This window comes from Streptococcus tangpeifui, from assembly GCF_044503215.1.
Lineage (GTDB): Bacteria > Bacillota > Bacilli > Lactobacillales > Streptococcaceae > Streptococcus > Streptococcus tangpeifui.
Map to the genome: position 1 here is coordinate 1,463,497 of NZ_CP172427.1, position 26,493 is coordinate 1,489,989.

At 41.7% G+C, this 26,493-nt stretch carries 23 protein-coding genes and 1 tRNA gene; 1 reads left to right on the plus strand and 23 read right to left on the minus strand.

The window, feature by feature from the left end; all coding sequences use genetic code 11:
- Positions 1–120: 120 nt before the first annotated feature.
- The 16 genes from recJ to ACFSN5_RS06810 form a co-directional block, all read right to left on the minus strand.
- Positions 121–2,346 (minus strand): single-stranded-DNA-specific exonuclease RecJ, encoded by a 2,226-nt coding sequence (gene recJ, locus ACFSN5_RS06735; protein WP_165329105.1) that lies wholly within the window; start codon positions 2,344–2,346, stop codon positions 121–123.
- Complete coding sequence (locus tag ACFSN5_RS06740; RefSeq protein WP_165329106.1) at positions 2,343–3,116, minus strand: SDR family NAD(P)-dependent oxidoreductase; 774 nt, start codon at positions 3,114–3,116, stop codon at positions 2,343–2,345. Before ACFSN5_RS06740 ends, recJ begins: the two co-directional genes overlap by 4 nt.
- Positions 3,113–4,042: a ribonuclease Z gene (rnz, locus tag ACFSN5_RS06745; RefSeq protein ID WP_165210301.1), complete on the minus strand. Its 930-nt coding sequence runs from the start codon at positions 4,040–4,042 to the stop codon at positions 3,113–3,115. Before rnz ends, ACFSN5_RS06740 begins: the two co-directional genes overlap by 4 nt.
- Positions 4,043–4,096: 54 nt before the next feature.
- On the minus strand, positions 4,097–4,750 hold the full coding sequence (locus ACFSN5_RS06750) for a cystathionine beta-lyase (RefSeq protein WP_165210298.1): 654 nt from the start codon (positions 4,748–4,750) through the stop codon (positions 4,097–4,099).
- A complete protein-coding gene (gene hflX, locus ACFSN5_RS06755; protein WP_165210295.1) occupies positions 4,743–5,981 on the minus strand; it encodes a GTPase HflX in 1,239 nt (412 codons plus the stop codon). The genes ACFSN5_RS06750 and hflX overlap by 8 nt, the downstream gene beginning before the upstream one ends.
- A gap of 193 nt (positions 5,982–6,174) precedes the next feature.
- The gene (ezrA, locus tag ACFSN5_RS06760; RefSeq protein ID WP_165210292.1) at positions 6,175–7,899 is read right to left on the minus strand and encodes a septation ring formation regulator EzrA; all 1,725 of its coding nucleotides are present in this window, start codon (positions 7,897–7,899) and stop codon (positions 6,175–6,177) included.
- A gap of 238 nt (positions 7,900–8,137) precedes the next feature.
- Entirely contained in the window at positions 8,138–10,090 is a 1,953-nt protein-coding gene (gene gyrB, locus ACFSN5_RS06765; RefSeq protein WP_165210289.1) for a DNA topoisomerase (ATP-hydrolyzing) subunit B, read from the minus strand.
- A 1-nt stretch (position 10,091) separates the two neighbouring features.
- Complete coding sequence (locus tag ACFSN5_RS06770; protein WP_165329107.1) at positions 10,092–10,652, minus strand: HAD-IA family hydrolase; 561 nt, start codon at positions 10,650–10,652, stop codon at positions 10,092–10,094.
- A gap of 119 nt (positions 10,653–10,771) precedes the next feature.
- Entirely contained in the window at positions 10,772–12,004 is a 1,233-nt protein-coding gene (locus ACFSN5_RS06775) for an FtsW/RodA/SpoVE family cell cycle protein (RefSeq protein WP_165210283.1), read from the minus strand.
- A 62-nt stretch (positions 12,005–12,066) separates the two neighbouring features.
- Positions 12,067–13,053 (minus strand): YeiH family protein, encoded by a 987-nt coding sequence (locus ACFSN5_RS06780; RefSeq protein ID WP_165210280.1) that lies wholly within the window; start codon positions 13,051–13,053, stop codon positions 12,067–12,069.
- Between the two features lie 311 nt (positions 13,054–13,364).
- Positions 13,365–15,065 carry a dihydroxy-acid dehydratase gene (gene ilvD / locus ACFSN5_RS06785; RefSeq protein ID WP_165210277.1) on the minus strand — a complete coding sequence of 567 codons (1,701 nt, stop codon included), beginning with the start codon at positions 15,063–15,065 and terminating at the stop codon, positions 13,365–13,367.
- 88 nt (positions 15,066–15,153) lie between these two features.
- Complete coding sequence (locus ACFSN5_RS06790; protein WP_165210274.1) at positions 15,154–15,495, minus strand: metal-sulfur cluster assembly factor; 342 nt, start codon at positions 15,493–15,495, stop codon at positions 15,154–15,156.
- A gap of 569 nt (positions 15,496–16,064) precedes the next feature.
- A complete protein-coding gene (nrdI, locus tag ACFSN5_RS06795; RefSeq protein WP_165210271.1) occupies positions 16,065–16,520 on the minus strand; it encodes a class Ib ribonucleoside-diphosphate reductase assembly flavoprotein NrdI in 456 nt (151 codons plus the stop codon).
- Positions 16,521–16,653: 133 nt separating this feature from the next.
- Positions 16,654–16,725: transfer RNA gene (locus ACFSN5_RS06800), tRNA-Arg, on the minus strand.
- Between the two features lie 85 nt (positions 16,726–16,810).
- A complete protein-coding gene (locus tag ACFSN5_RS06805; protein ID WP_165210268.1) occupies positions 16,811–17,470 on the minus strand; it encodes an NAD(P)-dependent oxidoreductase in 660 nt (219 codons plus the stop codon).
- A 1-nt stretch (position 17,471) separates the two neighbouring features.
- Positions 17,472–18,650, minus strand: coding sequence for an MFS transporter (locus ACFSN5_RS06810; protein WP_165210265.1), 1,179 nt, complete (start codon positions 18,648–18,650; stop codon positions 17,472–17,474).
- Between the two features lie 159 nt (positions 18,651–18,809).
- Here ACFSN5_RS06810 and ACFSN5_RS06815 point away from each other — a divergent pair, with 159 nt between their 5' ends.
- Positions 18,810–19,160: a MerR family transcriptional regulator gene (locus tag ACFSN5_RS06815; RefSeq protein ID WP_165210263.1), complete on the plus strand. Its 351-nt coding sequence runs from the start codon at positions 18,810–18,812 to the stop codon at positions 19,158–19,160.
- Between the two features lie 188 nt (positions 19,161–19,348).
- Here the strand turns inward: ACFSN5_RS06815 and rplS are convergent, their stop codons facing one another.
- The 7 genes from rplS to add all read right to left on the minus strand — a co-directional run bounded on the left by rplS (position 19,349) and on the right by add (position 26,481).
- Positions 19,349–19,696, minus strand: coding sequence for a 50S ribosomal protein L19 (gene rplS, locus ACFSN5_RS06820; protein ID WP_165210260.1), 348 nt, complete (start codon positions 19,694–19,696; stop codon positions 19,349–19,351).
- Between the two features lie 98 nt (positions 19,697–19,794).
- A complete protein-coding gene (locus ACFSN5_RS06825) occupies positions 19,795–20,982 on the minus strand; it encodes a chloride channel protein (protein WP_165210257.1) in 1,188 nt (395 codons plus the stop codon).
- Positions 20,983–21,024: 42 nt separating this feature from the next.
- Positions 21,025–21,291 (minus strand): chorismate mutase, encoded by a 267-nt coding sequence (locus tag ACFSN5_RS06830; protein ID WP_165210254.1) that lies wholly within the window; start codon positions 21,289–21,291, stop codon positions 21,025–21,027.
- 62 nt (positions 21,292–21,353) lie between these two features.
- The gene (locus ACFSN5_RS06835) at positions 21,354–22,040 is read right to left on the minus strand and encodes a VTT domain-containing protein (RefSeq protein WP_165210251.1); all 687 of its coding nucleotides are present in this window, start codon (positions 22,038–22,040) and stop codon (positions 21,354–21,356) included.
- Between the two features lie 637 nt (positions 22,041–22,677).
- Positions 22,678–24,063 carry a Fe-S cluster assembly protein SufB gene (gene sufB, locus ACFSN5_RS06840; RefSeq protein WP_165210248.1) on the minus strand — a complete coding sequence of 462 codons (1,386 nt, stop codon included), beginning with the start codon at positions 24,061–24,063 and terminating at the stop codon, positions 22,678–22,680.
- A gap of 900 nt (positions 24,064–24,963) precedes the next feature.
- Positions 24,964–25,407 (minus strand): flavodoxin, encoded by a 444-nt coding sequence (locus tag ACFSN5_RS06845; protein WP_165210245.1) that lies wholly within the window; start codon positions 25,405–25,407, stop codon positions 24,964–24,966.
- Between the two features lie 66 nt (positions 25,408–25,473).
- A complete protein-coding gene (gene add, locus ACFSN5_RS06850; RefSeq protein ID WP_165329108.1) occupies positions 25,474–26,481 on the minus strand; it encodes an adenosine deaminase in 1,008 nt (335 codons plus the stop codon).
- Positions 26,482–26,493 lie beyond the last annotated feature (12 nt).

The window sequence follows — 26,493 nt, forward strand, 5'->3', positions numbered from 1 at the left end:
TAACAGTATCTCCGACTTAAGTCAAGGAAATAACTTTTCTTTGATTAAAAACTTATCTGATTATCTTCGTTTGAATTAACTATCTCGATAATCAGATTAATGTGATTTCTGCCCTTTTAACTAATGCTCTTCAGCTTTTAACCAGTCATAAATTTCTTGAGGTGTTCCCAGAGCCATCAACTCTTGGTATTTGACTAGGGCTACCAAATTTTGATAAATCTGACTATCTGAAATCTCTTTTTTGCTGGCAGTCTTATTGACCGTCATGATGCCATTATCAATGGATACAAAATCCAGCTCTTCAAAAATCTGAATCATTTTAATTAGAAGCAAATTAGGAATATTGAGATAAGCAGCTAAGTCCTTCAACTTATGGCGCACATCGAATTCTGGGAACTGGTAGATTGTCTTGTAGAGTTTAGCAAACTGTTCTCTCGTTCCGTAGCCTGTTAGATAATAGGCTTGTTTAATTTGATTTTTAAAGTAGATTGTCTGAAACTCTTGTCCCTTAAAAGCTTCCTTGAGCTGACTCGGGCTATCAGGAATTTCTAATAGAACCACAGCTGGAGTCTGAGCTTTATCGGTCCCTTCTCCTACTTGCTGGAGGCTGGGGACGCCTTCAGGCAGCTGAGCAGATTTAGATCTGATATCAATCAACTGAACACCATGAACTTGAGCATCTACCAGCATAAGCTGGAGACTGGTATTGCCGTTCCACTTATTGACCGAGAGAGTCACAGCCAGTTCAAGGTTTTGGGCCTGAGCAAATTCCTGAGCCAGATGGCCTTGCGAGAAGGCTATCAAATCGAACTCTGTTCCTGCTTGACCTACTCTAAGCTTGAGATGAGTTCCATTTTGTCCCATAATTCGACTTTGGAGAACTTTAAAATCCCGAAGGAGAAAGACTGGCTTTTTATTATCCATTCCAAAGGGAGCGAGCTTTTCCAAATTTCTAATTGTATCTAGAGATAATTCGGACAGCTGGAGTTCCTCATCAATGATTAAGCTATTCTTACCAGCCTTATCCAACTCTTTTTCAAGGATGTAGTTGCAGAGAACATCCGAAAGCTGAGCTAAATTTTCAACAGGCAAGGTCATTCCAGCTGCTCCAGCATGACCGCCAAAGGCCTCGAAAATCTCTCGATGAGGGTTAAGGGCATCAAAAATATTAACTGCTTCAACCGAACGGGCGGATCCTTTAGCTTGTCCATCCTCGATAGATAAAAGGATGACCGGCTGACTAATGGCTTCCAGAATTCGACCGGCAACAATGCCTAAAACACCCGGATGCCAACCTTCCTTGGCTAGAACTTGAGCTGGCTTAGCAGGGTCAACCATAGCAAGCGCTTGGTCATAAATGTCTTGGACAATTTGCTTACGTTCCTCATTCTTCTCCTGAATCATGAGGGCAATTTCGTGAGCTCCTTGGTCATCAAAGCCCGTTAATAGTTCAACAGCTGGATTGGGATCATCCAAACGTCCCAAAGCATTGAGCATGGGAGCAATTTTGAAACCTACCGTTTCCTCATTAAGGTCACTGGAGTCAATATCTGCCACCTGCATGAGCTCTTGCAGACCAATTCTCTCTGTCTGAGCCAGCATCTGCAGGCCGAATTTTACTAAAATCCGATTTTCCCCTGTCAGACTGACCATATCCGCAATAGTCCCAATAGCTACCAAATCCAAGAGCTCGTTTGGAATACCCTCCAAGAGGGCTGTAGCTAATTTGAAAGCCACGCCACAGCCCGCTAGGTACTTAAAGGGGTAATCGCCCGCTGGATGTTCAGGGTGAACAATAGCATAGGCATCTGGCAGACTATCCGGCATAGAATGGTGATCAGTGACGATAACATCAATCCCTTGCTTTTGCGCGTAGGCAATGGCTTCATGACCAGCCACGCCATTATCAACTGTCACGATGAGAGAAATCCCTTGCTGCTCAATAAAGTACTTATAGACACTCAGGTTGGGACCATAGCCATCGGTAAACCGATTAGGCAGGTAAACCTGATTCTCAGCGCCCAGTATTTCCAGAGCCTCCTTCATAATGGAGCTAGAAGTCATACCATCAGCATCGTAGTCTCCATAAATAAGAATTCGCTCACCAGACTCGATCGCTCTACGAATCCGATCCACAGCTTTATCCATATCATGGAGCAGATAAGGATCGTGGAGCTGAGATAAGTCAGCTGATAGGAAATCATGCAGCTTGTCCTCATCATCAATTCCTCGTTCATAGAGAATCTGAGCTGCCAATTCATCTAAATCTTCTTTTTTCGCCAGCTCTAAAAAGGGCTCACTCGGAGCCTGGTCAATTTGTTTCCAATCAAACTTTGAAGAAATCATTTATAGTTAAAAGCCTTTCTTGAAAGAAAATCTGCCGTCTTAGGAAAGAGAGCATAGAATTTGGCCGCCAATACCATGGCGAAGGGCATATTGAGCTCCCGTTTATTCTTTTCCATACTGGCAACAATTTTCTTGGCTACCTGCTCAGGGGTTAAACTAAACCGACCAACCGCCTTGAGATAATTCCCCGATGGATCCGCTCGGTCAAAGAATTTGGTCGAGATGGGACCAGGATTGACCGTGGTCACGTAGACATGGCTGTCAGCCAATTCCAGACGCAGAGCATTGGAATAGCCAATAAGGGCAAACTTCGTTGCTGCATAAACAGAGGATTTTGCGGTTGCCATTTTACCAGCCATACTAGCAATATTGATGATATGCCCTGAGCCAGTCTGTGCCATCTTTTCCCCAACTAGGCGAGAAAAATTGATGGCAGCTAGCGTATTAACATCGAAGGTCTCTCGGATAGTTCCAGCATCAAATTGATCAAAATTCTTGAATTCACCAAAACCAGCATTATTAATAAAAACATCAATCTTGGTAAAGTCTGTATAAAGCTGATCAACCAGCTTAGCCACTGCCTGATCATCTCGGCTATTGAGGCTGTATGCTTGAAAATTAACTCTATCAGCATAAAGCCTGTCCATTTTTTCCTTGTTGCGTCCAATAGCCACTACCATATCTTCTTGCGGCAAGAGTTTAATGATAGCTTCTGCTAAACCACCGGAAGCCCCTGTAATGGCAATCACTCGCTGTCGTTTTTGTGTCAAATCTCTACCTCTTCTAAATCCCAGACCACCTTACTATTTTCAAAAATAGTTCTGGCATCAGCCTCCAACTTACGGACATCACGGGCCAAGAAACGGGCGCTGATATGATTCATTAAGAGTCGTTTAGCACTAGCCTCCTTAGCCACCTGCGCTGCCTGCATATTGGTGGAATGGCCATGGTTGCGTGCCAGACGCTCATCTCCCTTTCCATAGGTTGATTCGTGGACTAGGATATCAGCTCCTAAAGCCAGTCTGACACTGGCATGGCATTTTCTAGTATCTCCAAGGATAGTCAGAACTTTGCCCTTGCGAGGAGCAGAAATATAGTCCTTGGCGATAATTTTTGTCCCATCTTCTAGCATCACATCTTGACCATTCTTAACCTGACCAAAAAGAGGGCCAAAAGGAACGCCGGCAGCCTTCAATTTCTCTGCATCCAAAGTACCTTCCAAATCCTTCTGCACCACCCGATAACCCACACAAAAAATGGTATGGTCCAGCTTTTCAGCATAGACGGTGAATTTATCAGTTTCTAAAATTTTTCCCAAAGACTGAGCATCAAACTCATGAAAATGAAGGTGATAAGGCAAACGTGTTCCCGATAACTTAAGCGTATTGAGAACCATACTACGAATACCAACTGGACCATAGATTTCTAAATCAGTCTGCTCTTCACTGGCTTGGAAAGATCGACTCGCTAAAAAGCCGGGCAAGCCTAAGACATGATCACCATGCAGGTGGGTGATAAAAATCTTTCTCACCTTGCGGGGTTTTATGGTTGTATCCAAAATCTGCCGCTGGGTTCCTTCTCCGCAATCAAACATCCAAACCTGATCAATCTCATTGAGAAGTTTTAAAACTAAGCTGGAGACATTCCTCGCCTTGGCAGGCTGGCCCGCTCCCGTTCCTAAAAATTGTAATTCCATACTTAACTCTCTTGCTAGTCCTAAGGTCTTAGGAACTAGCCTCTCTCTTTCTTACTATTCTTTAATATAAATGGCAAATTCTCTCTGACTAAAGCCATAATATACAGAGCCATGAGCGCTCTCTTTCAACCGGCTTGCTAGATGAATAACTTCATCTATATTATAGCCAGAAATCTTGAGGATTCCCCCTTTCAAGCGGGAGACATCCGTTAATAACGACATCTGGTCTAAGGTAACAGCCTCTTTTTCTTCCTCGTCAAATTCCAGCGGCCGCATTTTAATCTTGCCAGCCTCTTGATAAACCTTATAGTGGGGGAAGATCTGAGCCAGCTCCATCAAGAGTCGGTCGCTGACAACTTCTGCCTTTTCCGAAAAAACTTGAGCTATCTGGTCGGCGGACTCATAAACAAAGCCAAAAGACTTTCCTGACAAATTGAGCCGAATAAAAGGATGACTTTCTTCTACAAAGGAAGGCTCTTTAGTCATCCATCCTAAGGCTTTAGAGAGCTCCCAGTAATAGTCAGTGGCTCTCTGAGGACTCTCTTTCTGGTAGAGCTCAGCAAAGTAAGCATTGATAACACTCGGGGGCGGACTAACTAGAAGCAAAGCCTCCTCAGTATTTAGATCCGCTAAAATAGTCTGTAGATAAACTTTATCTAAACTAGTATAACCGCCATATTTGAGGGCTAATTCCATCATATCAGTCATAAAATTCTTCCAATCGCCATTTATTTGTTTCAGCAATAAATCCTGAAATTTCTTGACTTCCTTCAGTAAATTGATAGGGGTCAAGCAAGGCATACTTGCTTAATTGATAGAGCTTGTAAAGCTTATTGGGGCTGACCTTAATTGAAAAAGGCAGAAAAATCTGCTCAATCTCATCTAAAATCTGCTGACGGAGGATCTGTCGGCTTCCTTGATTTCTTAATGAAATGCGGATATTAGGAAAGACGGTTGCCACCAAGTTTTTAGCCTGATCCATCTTATTATAGATGGCTAATCGAGGAATATCCAACATGTTCAAGTCCTTGAGAATAGCTAAAACCACTTGTTCCTGCTCAGTATGATTAGGGTCGCTAGCATCAATAACATGGAGAAGTAAGTCCACATGACGGCTTTCTTCCAGAGTTGACTTGAAAGCTGCTACCAATTCTGTCGGCAAATCCTGAATAAAACCAACCGTATCCGTCAGCGTCACTTGAAACTGATCTTTGAGATAAATTTGCTTGGTCGTGGCATCCAAAGTAGCAAAGAGCTCATCAGCTTCATATTGACCATTATCCGTCAAACAGTTCATGAGAGTGGATTTTCCGGCATTGGTATAACCAATCAAACCGATTTTAAAAACGGTTGGCTCCAAACGTTTTTCCCGTATGACTGACCGTGTCTTTTCAACAGCCTTAAGTTGTCTCTCAATATCAGCAATTTGATGACGAATAGAACGACGATTGAGTTCCAGCTGACTTTCACCCGGGCCTCGGCTGCCAATTCCACCCGCCTGACGGCTGAGCATAACACCTTGTCCAGCTAAGCGAGGCAGCATATATTTAAGTTGGGCGAGATGAACTTGGAGCTTTCCTTCATGACTGCGGGCTCTCATGGCAAAAATATCCAAAATTAGTTGCATACGGTCGATAACCTTAATACCAAAGGCTTGCTCCAGATTGGAATTTTGTCTCGGAGTCAAGCGATTATTGACAATGACCGTATCAATCTCATCCGCCTCAATCATGGCCGCAATTTCTTGTAGCTTCCCAGAACCAATTAGGAATTGGCTATCATATTTTTTTCGCTTCTGCCGATAGCTTGTGACGACCTGGGCACCTGCTGTCTTAGCCAAACTAGCCAATTCTGACATAGACATTGCAAAGTTCTGGCTGCTTGGCAGTTCAAGGCCCAGCAAAATCACCCGTTCGGCGCTTTTAGCCGTCTCAAACATTAGCATCCCCCTTTTTAAATACCAAGTCAAACAAAATCATACCTGTTTTATCATAGTAAAACTGGCAAATATTTACCAGCTTCCCTTGTTCATTAGGACTTTCATTATATCACAAATGGGTATAAAATTTATGACCTTTAGTCCGAAATTTTACATTAAAAAATGACCGGAATTTCCAGTCATTTTTCCCTTATTAGAAGCGGATAATTTCCCGTGTCCTTTCATAAGATGATACGAAACGATCAGTTACACCAGGTTCAACAATTTCCAAGGCGTAAGAGATTTCTTCAAAGGAGGACTTATAATCATACTCTTTTTCAAAGAGTTTAAGAGCAATTTCAAAGCTATCCTGAACAGCTGGCTCAAAGCTACGGTAGCGGTTTGAGTACTGCAGGAGCTGTTCGGTTAAAGTAGCATTTTGAACCACTCGGTAGGTTGTTTCAATCAGAAGATCCATAGAAGAACCCGCCGATTCCGTTAATCGTGCTACCAAATTAATATTGATACGTCCCTTACTTAATTCATCCAACAACGTTTCCAGATGCTCACTGGTTGTGAAGAAAATGCTGAGGAAATCTTGTGGAATACCAGGTAGATTGCGTTTTTCCATAAAGCGTTTGATGACATGCAATTGGTTGACATAGTCATCAGCCTTAATCCGTGACTCATTTTCAATACGTTCAATGCCCTTGAGCTCACCGCTAAGTTCAATCTGACCTTCTTCAACAGTGGACAAGGTTTTAAGAGCGTCATCGAAAATCCCTTTGAGTTCAGAGAAAGGTTTCTCTTGAGTATCAAAGTTTTCAATTGCTGGGATCGTATCTTCTTCAATTTTTTCCAGTTCCTTAGCAAACTTGCTAACACTGAGAGTCTCATTATCTTCAATAATGTAAAGTGTATTGAGATGATCCATCTCTTTTTCCAGAGCTTGGTTATTATGCTTAGCATGTTCCAAGTATTTTGGAAGGATCTTAGAGTCTTTCATGACCTGTTTATTGGCATCAATTTCACGCTCAAAGATTGCATAAAGACCATCAATTTTCTCTTGAATTTCTTCATTTTCTTCATTGGCCCGATCCAAATCCAAGGTCACCAAACCATCTGCATTGCTGGAGATTGATTCACGAATGTCTTGGAAGCGACGCTCAATATTGCGCTCTGGGAAGTGATAATGAGCATCCAAAAGCTTGCTGTAACCTGACTCTAAATCATCCAATTGATCTGGGAAGTCATCTTCTAACTTAGCCACAATTGCAGGGATTCTTTCAGAAATTTGTCCAAGGGCAATTGTATGCTCCTCAGCTTTATCTAGAATTTCAGCTGCCTCAACTGGATCACCTGTCGAATTAAGAGTTACAAATTGAGAAAACTCAGTTTCAATATTCTTGAGTTGTTTCTCAATCTCAGTTTTAGTTGCTCCAAAGTTATCAGAATTATCTTCAATGCTGGTTTTCAAATCTTCATAAAGATCAAGGGCATGCTTAACACGTGCACTATTTTTATCTTCTTGATCCTTCAAAATTTCAAGAGCTTCACGAACTGAAGTAATATCTTCTTCTGCCAACTCTAACTGGCTTTCAATTGTACCAATAGAATTTCTGACCTTGAGGAAGCGGAAAGAATCGTTTTGGTTTTCAGCTTCAACCAGATTGGCCTCAATATCCTTAATCGTATTATTCGAAAGATCTGTCCACTTTTGGTTCCATTCACGGAAGGTGGTTTGACTTTGACCAATCAGATTCAGCTTTTTAACGGATTCTAATTCCTTTGCGACAGGCTGGTCAAACAACTTTTCCTTGCGTTCTTCCAACTTTGCCAGTCGTAAATCGTTTCGTTTTCTAAGAATAACACCGATGAGGTAGCCGATGATGACCACTAGGACAACGACTACAATCAGTACGACAATTCCGCTCGACATGTTCTCTCCTTTAAGTTATAAGATGGGCATTCGTAGAAGACCACCTTACTTTCTATCATTTTGATACCTTAATGCAAGATCCACTGTCTTTATCAGGGCCGGCCTGCAAAGTTAGTCGGGCTTGCTAGAGCAAAATCATGATTCTCATTCTAATGAAACCAACACTTTTGCTCCTTTTCTTTCACATAGTACGCCCCATTATATCATAGTTCCAGGGACTTATCAAAAAAAGTTCCAACTAAATATCTAGGGTCGAGTAGACCGCATTTTCTTCGATAAACTCACGGCGAGGACCGACTTGATCTCCCATTAGCATATCAAAAATTTTATCTGCTTCAGCCGCATCATCCACAGAAACCCTTGCCATGAGGCGATGTTCAGGGTCCATGGTTGTTTCCCACAACTGATGGTCATCCATCTCACCAAGTCCCTTATAGCGTTGTACACTTGGTTTAGACCGACCTTGAGTATAGCGGTCCAGAGCTTCCTGTAACTTAGTTTCTTGATCAGCACCTGGTTGGATGTACTCCTTAACCTCACTGCCGACTTTAACCCCATAGATTGGTGGTTGGGCGATGTAGACATAACCTGCTTCAACAACTGGTCGCATGTAGCGGTAAAAGAGAGTTAAGAGTAAGGTTCTAATGTGGGCACCGTCGACATCAGCATCGGTCATAATGACTAATTTTTGGTAACGTGCCTTGCTGACATCAAACTCTGCCCCAAAGCCTGTTCCCATAGCTGTAAAGAGACTGCGGATCTCATCATTAGCCAAGATCTTATCCATGCTGGCCTTTTCAACATTAAGAATTTTACCACGGATAGGAAGGATGGCTTGAAATTCGCGATTTCGACCCGACTTAGCCGAACCGCCGGCCGAGTCCCCTTCGACAATGAAGAGTTCGTTTTGACTAGCATCATTAGAAGAACAATCGGCCAACTTACCGGGCAGATTGGAGATTTCCAGACCTGACTTCTTACGAGTAACTTCTCGGGCACGTTTAGCTGCAATCCGGGCTTTGGAAGCTAGAACCCCCTTTTCAACAATTTTTTTAGCAATCTGAGGATTTTCTAAAAGGAAGCGTGAGAAGGCTTCGCTGAAGAGGCGATTAGTAATTTTAACTACTTCCGAGTTGCCAAGTTTCGTCTTGGTTTGACCTTCAAATTGAGGATTGGGGTGTTTAACAGAAATGATTGCTGTCAAACCTTCACGGACATCTTCGCCGGAGAGATTGTCGTCCTTTTCTTTGAGTAACTTATTTTGACGGGCATAGTCATTGATAACCCGAGTTAGAGCCGTTCGAAAACCTTGCTCATGAGTTCCACCTTCATGAGTATGAATATTGTTGGCAAAACTAAGGACATTTTCGTGATAAGTCCCAGTATACTGCATAGCTACTTCTACTGAAATACCATCCATTTCGCCATCAGTATAAATAGGCTGATCAAAGAGAACCTCTTTGTTCTCATTGAGGTAGTCAACGTAACTGACAATTCCTCCTTCATAGTGGTAAACTTGACTTTGTTCCTTGCCTTCCCGCTTATCGGTAATAGAAATTTTGAGTCCCTTGTTAAGAAAGGCTAATTCTTGAATCCGCTTAGCCAGTTTATCAAAATCAAATTCAGTTGTTTCTGTGAAGATTTCTGGATCTGGTGTAAAGTGAACACTTGTCCCTGTTTTATCAGTATCTCCGATAATCTTGAGATCAGCGACAACCAAGCCGCGCTTATACTCTTGGAAATGAATTTTACCATTTTTGTAAACCTTAACTTCCAACGAGGTTGAGAGCGCATTAACAACAGAAGACCCAACACCATGAAGACCGCCAGAAACCTTGTAACCGCCTCCGCCAAATTTACCCCCAGCGTGCAAAACTGTGAAGACTGTTTCAACTGCCGGACGGCCTGTTTTTTCTTGAATATCAACCGGAATTCCCCGACCATCATCAATAACGGTAATGGAATCATCAGATTCGATAAAGACCTCAATATGACTAGCAAAACCAGCCAGCGCCTCATCGATGGAGTTATCAACAATCTCCCAAACCAAGTGGTGCAACCCTTCTTTAGAGGTTGAACCAATATACATACCAGGACGCATTCGAACAGCTTCTAGACCTTCTAGAACCTGAATTTGGCTGGCATCGTACTTTTGGGCCAATTCCTGACGCGTTTTATTTTCTTCTGTCATCTTATACTACCGTTTCTAATAATGATTTTTTTCCATCAAAGAGCAGGGCTTCAATTCCTGCTGATTGGGCTGCTTGCCGATCAATTTCTCGATCGCCAATGGCCAGAGCGCTTGTCATAGCGTATTTATGTTTCAGATAAAGCATAGACTCAGGGTTGGGCTTTCTGGCAAATCCCGACTCACTGGTTACAACTTCTGTAAAATACTGGTCAATTCCTGCTTTTTTAAGGATATCTAAGACTAAATGATTTCGGTGGGAAATCATAAAATTTCGCCCACCTTGTTCAACAATCTTTGCCAACAACTCTTTAGCACCTGTAAAGAGAACCGGTTCTGCTAAAGCTTGTGCCTCACGGCTCTTATAGTGGGCCCGAAAAGCTGGTTGGTTAGGAATGAAATAAGCAATGGCTGCATCTGTCGAGATTTTCAACTTAGCATAGACCTGATCGTGATCAGCCTCTAGGCCAAACTCCCTTAAGGTTTGGCAAAATGCCTGTGCTGAGGTCTCATAATTATCGAGTAGGGTACCGCCTAAATCCCAGATATAATCGTGAAATTTCATAATCTTTATTGTAGCATATTTTGGTGTTTTTTGCACTAGATATGCCAGCTTTTCATTACTGTTCGCCAGTGGTTGGAAAGGCAAACAAAGAGCCTTGGAACTAATTCCAAGGCATCTTCTTAAATCCAATATTTATTCCAATTTTGTCGGCTCAATCCTTCATCGATCCGTCTCTCCTTAACCAAAGAGTTTTGATAGGACATAGAGAGGATCAAACCAACCCCAATTAGATTTGACATGAGTGACGATCCTCCTTTTGAAATGAAGGGCAGAGGAATCCCTGTCAGAGGAAGAACGCCGATAGCTGCTCCGATGTTTTCAAAAACGTGGAAGAGAATCATCATGATGAAACCAGTCGCAATATAGGTATTAAAGACATTATTTGATTCGATAGTAATCCGAATCATTCGGAAAATCAAAATCAAGTAGAGCAAAATCACGATCACAGCTCCAATAAAACCATAATCTTCTGCAATCACCGTGAAAATCATATCAGATTCACGCACTGGCACCGAGAGCTCTGCAACATTAAAGCCCTTTCCGAATAGGCCACCGCTGCCGATAGAAACCAATCCCTGAACCTGTTGGTAGGCAATACCAGACTCATAGCCAAAGGGATCTAACCAAGCTGCTACCCGATTAATCTTATAAGTCTCCATCCCCATGTGATAGAGCCACTCCTTACCCCAATCACTGGTAAAGATGAGGAGGAAGAGACCAAAGCCTAGGCCCGCCACCAAGATGGTGGGCAAGATCAATCGCCAAGAAACACCCGAGAGAACAATTAAACCTGCTAAAATAGCCAAAAAGACCATAGCAGTCCCCAAATCCTTTTGCAACAGTAGAAGCAAGAAAACAGGGACAGTAATACCAAAATAAATCAGAATCAGACGACCATCTTTTTGCAAAGACGGTTCTTCATCCTTATACTCGTCCTTAAACCAGACTCCCGTTCGGGCCAACATCAGAATATAGGAAATTTTCATAAATTCTGACGGCTGAAAGAGGCTGATTGAACCAATGCTGACCCAGTTTTTCGCCCCAGTAGAGGCCACCAAGGCCGGACTATAAATAAATAGAGGCAAAACCATCAGAACTAGACCTATCCCATAGAGATAGGGGGTCAATTTCCAGAGCCGTTCAACGTTGAAAAACATGACCACAAAGGCAATTACACAACCGATGACAACTCCAACGACTTGTTGAATCATAACTGATAAAATGGTCTTAGGATAATCGTGATTAGTTGCTGTATATATTGCTACCATTCCAATTAGAATTAGCAAAAAGACTGGTAAGATTACCGTATAATCAATCCGACTATCTAAAGGTCGTTTTCTTTTTCTTGGCATAGCCACACTCCTTAATACAATTACAGATAATTATAGCATGATTTCATAATAATCTCATGACCTTAAAAGACAAAATATTGTAAGATTAAGCTAGAACCTGCGACAGCAGCCCAGGTAATAAGCCCTGTAACCAAGGGCTTGTGCCCTGCTTGCTTGAATTGCTGAAAAGAAACCTTACAACCAATTCCAGATAAAGCCATAGCCATCAAGAATTGGGACAATGATTTAGCATAAGGAATCGCAAACTTAGGAAAAATCCCTACCGAAGACAGGACTGATGTTAGGACAAACCAGAGAATAAACCAAGGAAAAATCTTTTTAAAAGAAAAATTTTGCTGGCTTTTCTTAGATTGATAAAATTTAATTCCCGCCAAAATCAAACAGGCCGGCACAATCATCAAGGCACGGGCTAATTTCACGATAGTCGCAAAATCTCCTGCTTTTTGACTGTAGCTGTAACCAGCTGCTACCACTGAAGACGTATCGTTGACGGCAGTTCCTGCCCAGAGACCAAAATTGTCATCCGACATTTGCATCAAGTGACCTAGAGCTGGGAAGAGAAAGACCGCTAAAATATTGAATAAGAAAATGGTTGATATAGAGAGAGCAATTTCATCATCCTCAGCCTCTAAAATTGGTGAAGCCGCTGCAATGGCCGATCCCCCACAAATAGCCGTTCCAAACCCAATTAAAGTCTCTAAATTCTTAGGCATCTTAAGCCAATGGCCAACTAGATAAGAAACTAAAAAAGAAATCAAAATTGTCGTAATTGAAATTTTTAAGGAGGAAATTCCAGTTTTAGACACCTGCTGAATGGACATCGTAAATCCTAAGACAATAATGGAATACTGAAGAATTTTCTTCCCACTATAGGCGACTCCTGGTTCCAGAGTGTCTTTCACCCCCAGAGTATTATTAATCAAAATCCCCAAAGTAATAGCGAAGATACTTGAGCCAATTAAAGGGAAAAAGTCCCCCAAAATCATCGCAATGACCGCTAAAACTGCTGTCAGAGCAAAACCAGGTAAATAGGCCTGCAAAGTCTTCATGGCGACCTCCAAAAATATTATCGTTATTATGTTACCATTTTTAGAGTAGCAAAAAAAGTCCAAATTAGGATTGAATGTTCTTTAATCAGTCACTTCTCTTTATTTGGAACTCTCTTGCTGTTATGTTTTTTCTTTAGCCAAACATCTGATCAAAACTTGTTTTAATTAGACGAGACTTCTAGCAAGCTACGTTAAACAGCTAGTTGATATTACATAAAATGAAAGAGTTTGAGACTCCTGTCCCAAACTCATCATTTATTCAGCAACTGTATTTAGTTTCTGCCCTCTAAAGTAGAGGGTCCCAGCGATCATTATTTATCGTCTCGATTCCAGAAGTCCGTTACAGCACCCTTTGAAGCTGAGGAAACGATGTGAGCATACTTACCGAGCACACCGCGGGAATAAAGCGGTGGAATAATTGTCTCAGCCTTGCGACGTTCTAATTCTTCCTCAGAAACTTTCATAGTGATTTCCTTGGTATCTTGGTCAACGATGACAGTGTCACCAGTTCTTAAGTAAGCAATCGGACCACCATCTTGAGCCTCGGGAGCAATGTGACCGACAACCAAGCCATAGGTACCACCAGAAAAGCGTCCGTCAGTAATTAAGGCTACTTTGTCGCCTTGTCCCTTACCTACAATCATAGATGACAAAGACAACATTTCAGGCATACCGGGGCCTCCTTTAGGGCCAACATAGCGAACAACGACAACATCACCGTCAACAATATCATCATTCAGAACCGCTTCAATAGCATCTTCCTCAGAATCAAAGACCTTAGCCGGGCCTTCATGTCGGCGGACCTTAACCCCAGAAACCTTGGCAACAGCTCCTTCTGGTGCCAGATTACCATTGAGAATAATCAGAGGACCATCGGCGCGCTTAGGATTGTCAAGCGGCATGATAACCTTTTGACCAGGCGTTAAATCTGAGAAGGCTGCCAAGTTTTCAGCAACAGTCTTACCAGTACATGTCATACGATCACCATGTAAGAAACCGTTTGCTAATAGATATTTCATAACAGCAGGCACACCACCGACATTATAGAGATCTTGGAAAACGTATTGACCAGATGGTTTCAAATCAGCTAGGTGCGGAACTTTTTCCTGAATGGTATTAAAGTCTTCTAAAGTTAAGTCAACATTAGCTGCATGTGCGATAGCGAGCAAGTGAAGAGTTGAGTTAGTCGATCCACCAAGTGCCATGGTAACTGTAATAGCATCCTCAAAAGCTTCACGTGTCAAGATATCAGATGGTTTGAGGCCCAATTTAAGCATATTCACGACAGCACGACCAGCTTCTTCAATGTCCGCCTTCTTTTCAGCCGATTCAGCTGGATGTGATGAAGATCCGGGCAGACTCATTCCCAGAACTTCGATAGCTGTCGCCATCGTATTAGCCGTATACATACCACCACAGCCACCAGGGCCGGGACAGGCATTACATTCAATTTGGCGCACCTCTTCTTCAGTCATATCACCGTGATTCCAGTGACCAACTCCTTCAAAGACAGAAACTAGATCAATGTCCTTACCATCCAGATTACCCGGAGCAATAGTACCGCCATAGGCGAAGATAGCAGGGATATCCATATTTGCAATGGCAATCATGGAACCTGGCATATTTTTATCACAACCACCAATAGCCACAAAGGCATCGACATTGTGCCCCCCCATAGCAGCTTCGATAGAATCAGCAATGATATCTCGGGAAGTCAGAGAGAAGCGCATTCCTTGAGTCCCCATAGCAATACCGTCAGCAACTGTAATAGTTCCAAATTGAACCGGCCAAGCACCAGCATCTTTGACACCAACCTTGGCCAACTTACCGAAGTCGTGCAAGTGGATATTACAAGGAGTATTTTCAGCCCATGTTGAGATAACCCCAACAATCGGAGTATCAAAATCTTTATCAGTCATCCCTGTTGCCCTCAGCATAGCACGATTAGGTGACTTAACCATACTGTCATAAACAGCTGAACGATGACGGAGTTGTTTCATATCATCTGTCATAAAACTTCCTCTTCTCTATTAGATAGATAAATGAAAATAAGTCGAGACAAAACAGAGCCTCAGTTACTTCTTTTTCAGAAATCTAAAGTTACCTAGGACTAATTCCCAGAGCGATCCGCCCGAATCGACTGATGCGGGTGATTTTCCAAGCTGGCTGCCAAACGACTTCAACCGTGGCAGAATCAATCCCATCAATGGTTTTGAGGGTATCAGCCAAATCAAGCGGGAGAGTCTCTGTACAGCCACAACCAACATCGGTAAAAGTCATGACCACCCGACAGTGACCATTGTCATCTAAATTAATTTCATAAATTAGACCAAGATTATAAATATCCAGCTCAATCTCTGAATCATAAACAGTTTCTAACTTTTCAACCAACTCTTGGCTGATAGCCTTAGCACGCTCATTTAACTTGATATCATCTCGCATTAGGAATCCTCCCTTTTATTATTCTGAATTGTAGCACAATTCAGACGATTTGTCCAGATGAAAATCATTATAAATAAGCTAAAATCCCCGCTTAACCAATCCTTTTAAATACCAAAAGAGTCTGAGACAAAAGTCCAGACTCGTTAGCATTATTCTAGATTTATCAGATTAACGCAGTGGTTGGGGGTAAGACTTGTTGGCTAGCTCAAGAAGTCTTACTCCTGCACAGTTCATGAGGTTCTTTAGCACCAATGACACTGCTGATTGGCTTTTTTGTAACTGGTCACTTTTTAGTTTTACGTACCCACCTTAAACAGTCCACTGGATTGCTTAAGTACTACACATGTGATAAGTCAAACCGTTTGGGAGACTGTTTGAGAAAACCAAGGTCAACTACGTAAGTGAGATTGAAAGGCTCCATTGGGCTTTGGCAGTCTGGGAATAGACTGCCAAAGCCTGCCACCTAAAAATAGGAAAGTGGCAGAGATCTGAGTTCTAAAAAGAGAGCAGGAAAAATCAAAATCGCAATGTTATCACGACTGACTTATTAAGACCCGCTCTCTGTCTCTCTATTTTTCTAAATTGTAAGCCATCATAATTTTCCCAGCAATTCGTTCCACATCAGCAGACAGGCCTCTCATCTCATAAGTATCAAGAACGGGAAAGCCAAATTGGTCAGAATATTGATAAGCTGTTAGACAAAATTGGTTATTAAAGTTTCGATTGCCGCTTCCAATAATACCTAAACAATTTCTGGCATTGTTTCCCTTGGCAATCAGTTTGCGTAAATCTGCCGTCAGAATTTCTTGGTCGCCGTTATCAACACCATTTCCACCTTCCAGATAAGTCGGCAAAAAAGCTATATAGGGTTGATCCAAATCAGGATAAGCCTGACCTTCTTTGACTAACTCTTTGACATCTAAAGTTTCAACTGGGATATCAGCATGGTGAAAGGCAAAATAATCAACCAGCTTCTGGACAAAGGCCTTAGTATTACCACTCAGGCTAATATAGACAAACTTCAAGAAAAAAACTCCTTCTATTACAATATCTTGTGTTCGATTGTTTACTTATATACAAGATATTGTAGCACTAGGAATAAAGGAGGTCAAGCTAGAGAAAAAATAAGGCCTCGGTGCAACCGAGACCTTCTGCCAATATCCCCTGCCGGAATCGAACCAGCAACTACTCCTTAGGAGGGAGTTGTTATATCCATTTAACTAAGGAGACATATAAACTTCCTCTATTGTACCTTAGACTAAAAACGAATGCAACCCTAAGAAGCTGATTCAAGCAATTAAAACGTAAGGCAAGGCTATTCCTTTCCTGAAATCAAGTAAACGCCCTGCCACTCTTCCATTACAGCATCTGCTATCGCCAAGGCAAAATCTGCATAAGAAATAGATTTATTGAGAAAAAAATCTTCTCTTTGTGCCGAAGGATAGAGATCATAACGACCGCTTCTTACTCCTTGAGCCATGTAAACTGGCGGAGGAATCAAATAGGTCCAAGTATGATCAAAAGAGGACTCTTCCAAATAGTCTCTCAGTTTAGCATGAGCAATGCCTCTAGGCAGAGTTTGTCTTGGAAAATGTTCATCTTCCCAAAAGCGCCGACTATTGGCTAATTTTAGGGATCCAGCACCTCCAACCGTAACCAGATGAGTTTTCTTTGAGGGATTAAGAGCTTGCTGAATCCGCTGATCCAGCTGAATTAAAGCATCTTCTGATATATCTTCTCGTAGGCGAATAGCTTGAATAACAATGTCGCTGTCAATCAAAGCTTTGCGCAGACTGCAGACATCATCAATATCAATCACTGCTGTCTCTAACGCTGCCTTTAACCTAGGTAGCCGCTCCTTGTCTTCTACTTTTCTTAGGCCAGCAATGAGCTGGATAGACTTATATTTAGACAATTCTTCTATGGCCAAACTTCCCGTTCTGCCGGTTGCGCCTAATACTAATACCTTCTGCATATTATTGTTCTCCTTTAATTCCCAAAGTAAATGCTATCAGCATACTGAATAACAATATCAGTGCTAAGGTCAAAAGGGTTATTTTTTCCCCTAACAAGGTCAATAACTGAACTCCTGCAAGCGGTCCCAAACTGGCACCTAAAAACAAAGTGAAGGTATAAAAAGAAACAGCGATTCCAGCTTGTTCCTGCCCAAATTTTCCCACTAAAATAATTAAGACGGGAACAATGATTGAAATTCCGGCTACAAATAAAAGGCTCATTACAATCAACACATTGAGATAGGGATAAAAAGCAACAATAGAAAGAGATAGAAGCGAAGACAGCAAAGACAAGATGAGTACTCGTTTTATATCAAACATTTTGGCCAATTTATCCGCCAAAGGAGCAAGCATCATACCGACAATCCCTAAAGCCCTTATCCTGAAAACAACAGTCTTACTCAAATGAAGTATATGAACTGAATAGCTTTCTAAAACGGTGTAAAAAGCTACAAAGACAAACAATAAAGTGAGCGCAATCAGATAAAGTTTAGCTAAGTCCTTTTTTCTTAATACCTTCCAATACTGATGCAAAAGTTGAGAAAAATGAATTCCTTGATTTTGTTTAGAAACGGGCGAAGCGTAGGTAAATAAGATAAGAGCTGTTAATAAATAAATCATTCCAAATATATAGAAGACTGCTTGCCAATTCAGTAACTGGCTAATATAAGCACTGACAATTTGGCCTACAATCGCTGAAATCAAAAAGCTGGCACTAACAAGGCCTACAACTGTCCCCCTAAAGCCTTTTGAAAATTTCTCAGAAATATAGATAACAGCAACGGGAGCAAAACTCGATGCCGCTATCCCTTGAATCATCCGTCCCAAAATTAACCAAGACAACTGGTTCCCGAAGGGAATGATAAAAGTAACGACTGACAATAAAATCAAGCCTCCAATCATCATTCTTTTTCTACCAAATTTATTAGATAAAACTCCAACTAAAAGACAACCAAAAGCATAAGCAAAGGAAAAGCTTGTTCCTAACAAGGCTGTTTGTTCTGAACTGGCATGAAACTGCTGATTAAAAACAGACATTAAAGGAATCGTTATATAATTACTGGCGACAACTACAAGACCACACCAAAATAGTAACGTTGCTAAAATTACTTCGTTTCTGTTGACTCGATTTTCTTTCATGTCAAGCTCCTTTTTGCAACAAATAAATACTTTTGTATATAATCTACAATGATTGTAGAATAAATCTGCTTGATAGTCAAGAAAAATTGTCCTTTAACTCTCAATATTGTAAAATAGAGCTATCATCAAAACTTATATAGACTAAAAAGGGCTTGTTTTATGGAGAAAAGAAACGAAGATTACTCAGCATTATTGGATGTGGAACTCTTAAAAAAATTAGTTGTTGGTATCGGCGAAGTTTCTCGAATCACTGGTATTCCTATTCGAAAAATCCGTTATTGGGAGGAAAAAGGGATTATCCAATCTCAGAATGGTAAGGAAGGGACAACTAGACGATATGATTATATGAACATCAAAAAAATACTCTTAATTCAAGAAATGTTAGAAGAGGGATTTACTTTAGAAGCCTCTGTAAAAAAAGTTGAAAAACGTCTGTTAACTCTGAATGATATGTTCCAAAGCTTATCTAATCATTTAGAAGATAAGCCATCAAATTCTGAAGAAAAATAAAAAAACAGTCTAACAGACTGTTCAAAACATAGACAAATCTTATCTTAAATACTCTGAAATGATAAATAATATCTACTACTCTTAGAATTGTTGATAGTTCAGCATTCTAAGAGTTTTTTATCTCGCAAATAAAAAAGTTGAAGAAAATAACCATTTTCTTCAACCTAAACAGCTCAGTAAACTGTTTCTTATTTACGAACTTCTTTGATACGCGCTGCCTTACCTTGAAGAGCACGCAAGTAGTACAATTTGGCGCGACGCACTTTACCGTGACGAGTAACCTCGATCTTTTCAACACGTGGCGTGTGAACTGGGAATGTACGTTCGACACCGATACCGCTTGAAATCTTACGGACAGTATACATTTCTGAGATACCTTGACCTTTGCGTGAGATAACCACACCTTCAAAGATCTGGATACGTTCGCGGCTACCTTCGACAACCTTAGCGTGAACACGGACAGTGTCACCTGGGCGGAAGTTAGGGATGTCAGTACGCAGTTGACTTTCAGTCAAACTTTGGATTAATGGATTCATTTATTGTTCTCCTATCTTACTAATCTTAGGTGCTTGTCCCAGCGGATTAGCCGTATTTTCGTGTGTCCATTACACACATAGAATATTTTACACTATGATTAGCGTTTTTGCAAGGTGTAAATTGTATGTTTATGGCTAAAGAGAAAAGCAGCTATTGCCACAATGACAAAGTAGGGCGTATTGTCAAAACCAAATACCTCACCACCCAGTAAAATTGGAGCTAAGAGGGTATTAGTTGCTGAACCAAAGACACTGATATAACCTAGGCCCGCTGCAAGAGCTACCGGGAGATCAAAAAGGCCTGCTAGAACTGCTCCGAGACTGGCTCCTACTGCAAAAAGCGGTGTCACTTCTCCTCCTTGGAAACCAGCCGCCAGGGTAAGGACTGTCAAAACCAGTTTCAGAGCCCAATCCCAAGGATAAATCTCACCACCCAGAAGACTGTCTGAAATCAAGTTAGTTCCCAATCCTGCATAACGTCCTTGTCCAAGCATAAAAAGCAGGACTGTCAGACAGAGACTAATAATAGCAATCCGCCAATAGGGATTTTTGAAAGCGGCAGAGGCTTGTTTCTTGGTCCAGGTCAAGCTGGCTGCAAAGAGATTACCCACAAGGCCGAAGCAAAGTCCCAAGAGAAGCAATTTTACAATGATAACTGGACTCAAACCCAGATGGACAGATACTGGTACTGCAAATTTTTCCAAGCCCAGAACATGAGAAGTTTGACTGGCTACTAAAGAAGCAAGCAAGGCAGGCAAGAGGGCTGAAAAGGCCAATTCTCCAACGACTAACACTTCAAGAGCAAAGAAGGTTGCAGCCAGGGGAATTTGAAAGAGACCAGCAAAACCAGCTGCCATTCCTGTCACCAAGAAAATGCGGGAACTATTTTCCAGTGGAATAAGTTGACCAAACCAATGCGAAACCGTCGCCCCAATCTGCACAGCTACACCTTCTCGCCCAGCACTCCCACCGAAAAGATGTGTCAGCCAAGTTGCTACCATAATTAAGGGAATCAGAATTCTAGGAATACTGTCCCTTTCCTCCTGACCAACTTCAAAGATCAAGCCCATTCCTTTATCGGCTTCACCACCGAATCGCTGGTAGAGCCAGATACTAAGTAAACCGGCAAGAGCTAAAAAAGGCAGGGTCCAGACTAGGTGGTTATCCCGAAAATCACTGACAAAGACTAGGATACGCCCAAAAATCATATCAATGATTCCAATTATCAAACCGATAATGATAGCTGTCACAGCGAGCAGAGTGTTATTTTTTAGTGACTTAAGCATAAATTTCCTCCAAACTAAGAAGCCCAGAAATCGCTGTAATCTTTACTTTAGCTTTTGTGCTTGATAAGCACGAGACTCTTTCATCATATCAGCAAAGGTCGATCGGATAAAAGGTTCAAAGTCTTTGTTTTCGACTAGGCTGGATACCTTGTTTAGAACAGCTTCTTCACGTATCTGATCATAGATGGCCTTACCAGTTGCCTTTTTGTAGGCTGCAACTTGGCTGACTAAGTCCATTCGTTTTTCCATTAAGATTACTAAATTTTTATCAAGCGCGTCAATATTTTGTCGAATAGCTTCTAAATCCATACAGTCCCCCTTACAATACCATTTCAAAATACCTAAATTATAGCAAAAAGAGCCTAGTAAAACTAGACCCTCTTTTTGCTAACGACAGCTTTTACTAAGAAGTAAACTATTAAAGCCATAAGAAGCAAAATAATCAGTCTCTTGATATTTCCTTTGAGAATGGCGTCTCCACCAAAGGCATATAAACAGGAAGTGGGAAAGATTCCGACTAACACACATGGCAACCATTTTTTCAGAGGAAAGTTCAACTCAATGACTAAATAATTAACCAAAAGAGTAGGAAAGATAGGCACCATATAGCCAAGGCTAATAGCCAGATAAGGATTGGCCATTTTCTTCAAGAAGTCTAACTTTTCAGAAAAGCTTTTCTCTCGTTCTATGATAGTAATTTTAGATAAAATTTTTAAGGCTAGAAAATTTCCTAAGCTGTTAGCTATCAAATTCATCAGTAGCCCCAGCCACGGTCCAAAAACAACCCCATTGAAAACTGCAAGCACAGCATTGGACAGGAAGGGAACAGCCGACCCCAGTGCTGTCAGCAGAATCAAAACACAAAAATTAACCGCATTAGCTGACGAGAATTGACGCCCAAGAGAGAGCACCTGCTGCTCAAGATTAAAGAAACTGTTGAGATTATCTCGATAACGGAAAAGGACGAAAGACAGATAAAACAGTCCGACAACTAGACCCGAAAGGGCAATGATGCGCCGTAAACTTTGCCCTTTTAGATTTATTTTCTTAAATGACATAGGCTTATTATAGGGGATTGGTAGCCGAAATTCAAGCTAATAATCCCCGACGCTGTTAAGCTATTACAAAGAAGAGAGTGGGACAAACAGCCATGATAGCTTGGCCCTCACCCACAAAGCATTGCAATCTCTGAAGATTACGTATAAGAAATCAATCATTCGAAGAATTTGATTGTCCTCGCTCTCCTATTTAAAGCTCAGGTCTTTGCCACTTTTTTGTTTTTAGGTGGCAGGCTTTCTATCCCACCTCCGCACAGTTGGTTAGGGTAGCCGCTATCACTTGTATAGCAAGGAATAAGGATATCCAACCAATCACTGCGCCTAGAGCAAATAAAATTGACCAAATAAACAAGTCTGAGAACTTTTGTCTCAGACTCGTTAGCATTATTCTAGATTTACCAGATTGACGCAGTGGTTGGGAGTAAGACGTGTGGGCTAGGCCAAGAAATCTTATTTTTACACCGTTCATTAGGAGCTTTATTACAAATGAACCACTGCTTATTGTAGTCCGTCTTGGGACGTATTCCCATTTTCAGACGCTTCCTTAAACAGTCTGGGAGACTGTTTGAGAAAACCAAGATCAATTGTATAGAGGTGGGATTAAAATGCTTTGGTTCTACCCCGGCTCCTTGATCTTTTAACCAACCGATCCTTCCATACTCATATTGATAAGGGTATTGAGTTCAACAGCGTATTCCATCGGCAGTTCCTTGGTGATTGGATCCATAAAGCCATTGATGATCATGGCTGTGGCATCTTCCTCACTAATACCTCGGCTCATCAGATAATAGAGCTGTTCCTCAGAAACTTTGGAGACCTTAGCTTCGTGTTCCAAAGCCACATCTGAGTTATGAATTTCATTGAAAGGAATGGTGTCCGAGCTTGATTCCTCATCCATGAGAATGGTGTCACACTCGATATGGGACTTAGAACCCTTACTATTTGTTGCAAAACGAACCGTTCCGCGATAGTCAGTCCGACCGCCATCCTTGGCAACTGATTTAGAAATCAGGGTACTGGAAGTGTTCGGAGCGTTGTGGTAAACCTTGCAACCAGCATCTAGGTGCTGCCCATAGTTGGCAAAGGCCATGGACAGAACCGAACAACGGGCATGAGGGCCATTGAGAAGGGAACAAGGATATTTCATATTAACCTTACTACCAAGGTTTCCATCAATCCACTCCAGCGTACCGTTTTCTTCAACGATTCCCCGCTCGGTTACTAGATTATAAACATTATCCGACCAGTTCTGCATAGTCGTATAGCGGAAGGAAGCATCGCGCTTAACCACAATTTCCACACTGGCAGCATGCAAGCTGTTAGTCGTATATGATGGTGCTGTACAGCCTTCGATATATTGGATAGAAGCTCCTTCATCAACAATCATGAGAGAACGTTCAAACTGACCAGCATTTTCGCTGTTAATTCGGAAATAGGTCTGCACCGGCATCGGACACTGAACTCCCTTTGGCACATAGATAAAGGTACCACCTGACCAAACTGCCCCATTAAGAGCAGCAAATTTATGTTCAGCATTGGAAATGACTGTACCGAAATATTCTTTGAAGAGCTCTGGATACTGCTGCAAAGCTGTATCGGTATCGGTAAAGACAATACCCAGCTTTTCGAACTCTTCCTTCATATTGTGGTAAACCACCTCAGATTCATATTGGGCAGCAGCACCTGACAGATACTGCTTTTCGGCCTCAGGAATTCCCAAACGGTCAAAGGTTTCCTTAATTTTATCAGGCACCTCTTCCCAAGAACGGGAACGATCCTTGGATAGCTTTTGATAGTAGATAATATCATCAAAATTGATACCTGATAGGTCAGGACCCCACTCAGGCATAGGAAGCTTATGAAAGAGCTCCAAGGACTTGAGCCGATAGTCTAACATCCAATCTGGTTCATTCTTAACTCGAGAAATTTCCCGAACGACTTCCTCGGTCAAGCCCTTACCTGTTGAAACTAGGGCGCTGACATCATCGTGGAAACCAAAAGCGTAATCTCTATTCTTAGCCATATTTCCTCCATCTATCTGGAAAGGCTGGCGCAAAAGTCACCAGCTGTAATAATTTTTAACTTTGGTAGTTTAACTTTGTAGTTGACTAGTGACGATAAGCTCAATGATTTAGTATTTAGCCTATCTCAGGCCAACGAAAGTAATTGTTGAATGCTTTACTAAATAAACAGTTTGAAGAGCTGTTTGAAAATTTCACAATCAACTGCGCAGAGGTAAGGTTTTTCAGCAGTTTTGCTATACTGATAACCCCACTCGCTTAAAAATCTACACTGCGTCTGGGACAAAAGTCCAGACTCGTTAGCATTGTTCTAGATTTACTAGATTGACGCAGTGGTTGGGAGTAAGACTGGTTGGCTATGTCAAGAAGTCTTACCCCTGCACAGTTTATTAGGTGCTTTAGCACCAATGAACCACTGCTGATTGGCTTTTCTGTAACTGGACGCTTCTTAATTTTAAGCATCTACCTGAAACAGTCCACTGGACTGTTTGAAAAACCAATATCAACTGTGCGGAGGCGGGATTGAAATGCTCCAGTGAACTTTGGCAGTCTGGGCATAGACTGCCAAAGTCTGCCACCTAAAAACAAAAAAGTGCCAAAGATCTGAGCCTTAAATGGGAGAGCGAGGAAAATCAAAGTCGTGATTTTATCACGATTTACTGATTGAGTCCCGCTCTCTTTTCATTATAACCTCTTTGCAAGGAATTTTCACGAAAAAGGAACCGACAATTTCTAACCGATTCCTCTACTACTATTTGCACTCTTTGAAAATCAAAATGATACGCCATTGACTTCAACTCGCTCTATTTTTGCTGGAAGAGCTCTTCCGTCCCTTTTCAAAACCTCAAAAAGTTTCCTTAAGCCTTTTCGCTATCCACATCTATACCGATTTTCTTTGAGTACTAACCTAATTTGGCTGACATTGCTTGAGCAAAGGCTTCGAGATTTTCGATATCTTCGTCTTCTGCTGCTAGGTCAACCTTGACAGAATTAGCTCCCTTGGTAGCACCTGTCAAAGCAAATTGGTCTTCAAACTCATCAACAGATTTACAAAAATAATCATAGAAGGTATCCCCTGAACCGACTACACCAAAGATCTTGCCAGTTAAATCAACATCAGCTAAATCTTCGTAGAAATCAACGATCTCATCGGGCAGGTCGCCGTCTCCATAGGTGTAGGTAGCAACAATAGCCATATCAGCATCTTCAAAATCAGCGGCATCAACAGTGGTACACTCGTCCACATCAACCGTGTGTCCCAATTCCTCTAATTTCTCTGCCACGATATCCGCAATTTCTTCGGTATTGCCTGTCATACTTGCATAAACAATTTTAGCTAAAGCCATAGTTTCCTCCAAATAATCATTGAGATGATTATAGCACATTAGAGAACTTTTTAATAGACGCAAATCTTATAAATACGGCTGATAAGCTCCTTTTAACTTTTTAAATAAATGTTCTTTCTCTTCTTGACTAGTAAAGGCAGCTGAGATTGCATTTTGATTGAAGGTCAGAAAATCAGCAGGGCTGGCTGCAAAGTAACGGTTAAAAAGCTCATATTCCTTGGTTAAATTAGTGTCAGAAACCGTCCGATTATCGGTATTAATAGTAATCTTAGCACCTGCTTTGAGGAGCTCCTGATAAGGATAATCAGCCAAACTAGGAACAGCCTTGGTTTGGAGATTGCTGGTCAGGCAAAGCTCAGCCGTCGCTCCCTCCCTAACAAATTCAGTAATAATCTCTGGATGATGGGTGATAGCTGCCGCATGGCCCATTCGCGTGATACCCAGTTCTAAGGTTTGAACAATATGGTGGGGACAGCCACACTCACCAGCATGTAGGGTCAAGGGGTAGCCCAGTTCTTGAACCTTTTTGATGAGCTTTTCGATTTTGGCAGGTGGAAAAGCATGCTCATCTCCTGCAAAATCAAAACCAGCTAAGCCTTGGGGAGCTAAGTCTGCAACTTCTGATAGAATTTCCCAAGTCAACTCAGGATCCGATTGCCGCATGCCACAAACTATAGCCTTACTGACAATGCCAAACTCTTCATGAGCCTGCTTCAGACCTGCTAAGACAGCCTTGACTGTCTGACTGGCTGTTAAGCCTTGATCCATAGATAATTCAGGAGCAAAACGAATTTCACTATAAATGACATTTTCTTTAGCCTGCTGACGAGCCACGTCATAAGCTGCCAATTCCAGAGCCTCTTGAGTCTGTAGGAGCGGGCGGATAACATCAAAAGTCTTCAGATAATCCATTAGATTTTGACAATGTTCTGGAGCCATCACTAAACTCCTTAGCTCCTGATCAGATTCTGGAATGTCAATTTCGGCCATTTGGGCTAACTGACGAATGGCTGATAAGGAAAGGGAACCATCCAAATGGCAGTGCAGTTCTGTCTTAGCTAGTGATTGAAACATGTCTAATCTCCT

What these genes read in the sequence shown, in the direction of transcription:
- recJ (WP_165329105.1), bottom strand. Translation starts at nt 2,346, where the DNA reads ATGATTTCTTCAAAGTTTGATTGGAAACAAATTGACCAGGCTCCGAGT.
- rnz (WP_165210301.1), bottom strand. Translation starts at nt 4,042, where the DNA reads ATGGAATTACAATTTTTAGGAACGGGAGCGGGCCAGCCTGCCAAGGCG.
- ACFSN5_RS06750 (WP_165210298.1), bottom strand. Translation starts at nt 4,750, where the DNA reads ATGACTGATATGATGGAATTAGCCCTCAAATATGGCGGTTATACTAGT.
- hflX (WP_165210295.1), bottom strand. Translation starts at nt 5,981, where the DNA reads ATGTTTGAGACGGCTAAAAGCGCCGAACGGGTGATTTTGCTGGGCCTT.
- ezrA (WP_165210292.1), bottom strand. Translation starts at nt 7,899, where the DNA reads ATGTCGAGCGGAATTGTCGTACTGATTGTAGTCGTTGTCCTAGTGGTC.
- gyrB (WP_165210289.1), bottom strand. Translation starts at nt 10,090, where the DNA reads ATGACAGAAGAAAATAAAACGCGTCAGGAATTGGCCCAAAAGTACGAT.
- ACFSN5_RS06770 (WP_165329107.1), bottom strand. Translation starts at nt 10,652, where the DNA reads ATGAAATTTCACGATTATATCTGGGATTTAGGCGGTACCCTACTCGAT.
- ACFSN5_RS06775 (WP_165210283.1), bottom strand. Translation starts at nt 12,004, where the DNA reads ATGCCAAGAAAAAGAAAACGACCTTTAGATAGTCGGATTGATTATACG.
- ACFSN5_RS06780 (WP_165210280.1), bottom strand. Translation starts at nt 13,053, where the DNA reads ATGAAGACTTTGCAGGCCTATTTACCTGGTTTTGCTCTGACAGCAGTT.
- ilvD (WP_165210277.1), bottom strand. Translation starts at nt 15,065, where the DNA reads ATGACAGATGATATGAAACAACTCCGTCATCGTTCAGCTGTTTATGAC.
- ACFSN5_RS06790 (WP_165210274.1), bottom strand. Translation starts at nt 15,495, where the DNA reads ATGCGAGATGATATCAAGTTAAATGAGCGTGCTAAGGCTATCAGCCAA.
- ACFSN5_RS06805 (WP_165210268.1), bottom strand. Translation starts at nt 17,470, where the DNA reads ATGCAGAAGGTATTAGTATTAGGCGCAACCGGCAGAACGGGAAGTTTG.
- ACFSN5_RS06810 (WP_165210265.1), bottom strand. Translation starts at nt 18,650, where the DNA reads ATGAAAGAAAATCGAGTCAACAGAAACGAAGTAATTTTAGCAACGTTA.
- ACFSN5_RS06815 (WP_165210263.1), top strand. Translation starts at nt 18,810, where the DNA reads ATGGAGAAAAGAAACGAAGATTACTCAGCATTATTGGATGTGGAACTC.
- rplS (WP_165210260.1), bottom strand. Translation starts at nt 19,696, where the DNA reads ATGAATCCATTAATCCAAAGTTTGACTGAAAGTCAACTGCGTACTGAC.
- ACFSN5_RS06825 (WP_165210257.1), bottom strand. Translation starts at nt 20,982, where the DNA reads ATGCTTAAGTCACTAAAAAATAACACTCTGCTCGCTGTGACAGCTATC.
- ACFSN5_RS06830 (WP_165210254.1), bottom strand. Translation starts at nt 21,291, where the DNA reads ATGGATTTAGAAGCTATTCGACAAAATATTGACGCGCTTGATAAAAAT.
- ACFSN5_RS06835 (WP_165210251.1), bottom strand. Translation starts at nt 22,040, where the DNA reads ATGTCATTTAAGAAAATAAATCTAAAAGGGCAAAGTTTACGGCGCATC.
- sufB (WP_165210248.1), bottom strand. Translation starts at nt 24,063, where the DNA reads ATGGCTAAGAATAGAGATTACGCTTTTGGTTTCCACGATGATGTCAGC.
- ACFSN5_RS06845 (WP_165210245.1), bottom strand. Translation starts at nt 25,407, where the DNA reads ATGGCTTTAGCTAAAATTGTTTATGCAAGTATGACAGGCAATACCGAA.
- add (WP_165329108.1), bottom strand. Translation starts at nt 26,481, where the DNA reads ATGTTTCAATCACTAGCTAAGACAGAACTGCACTGCCATTTGGATGGT.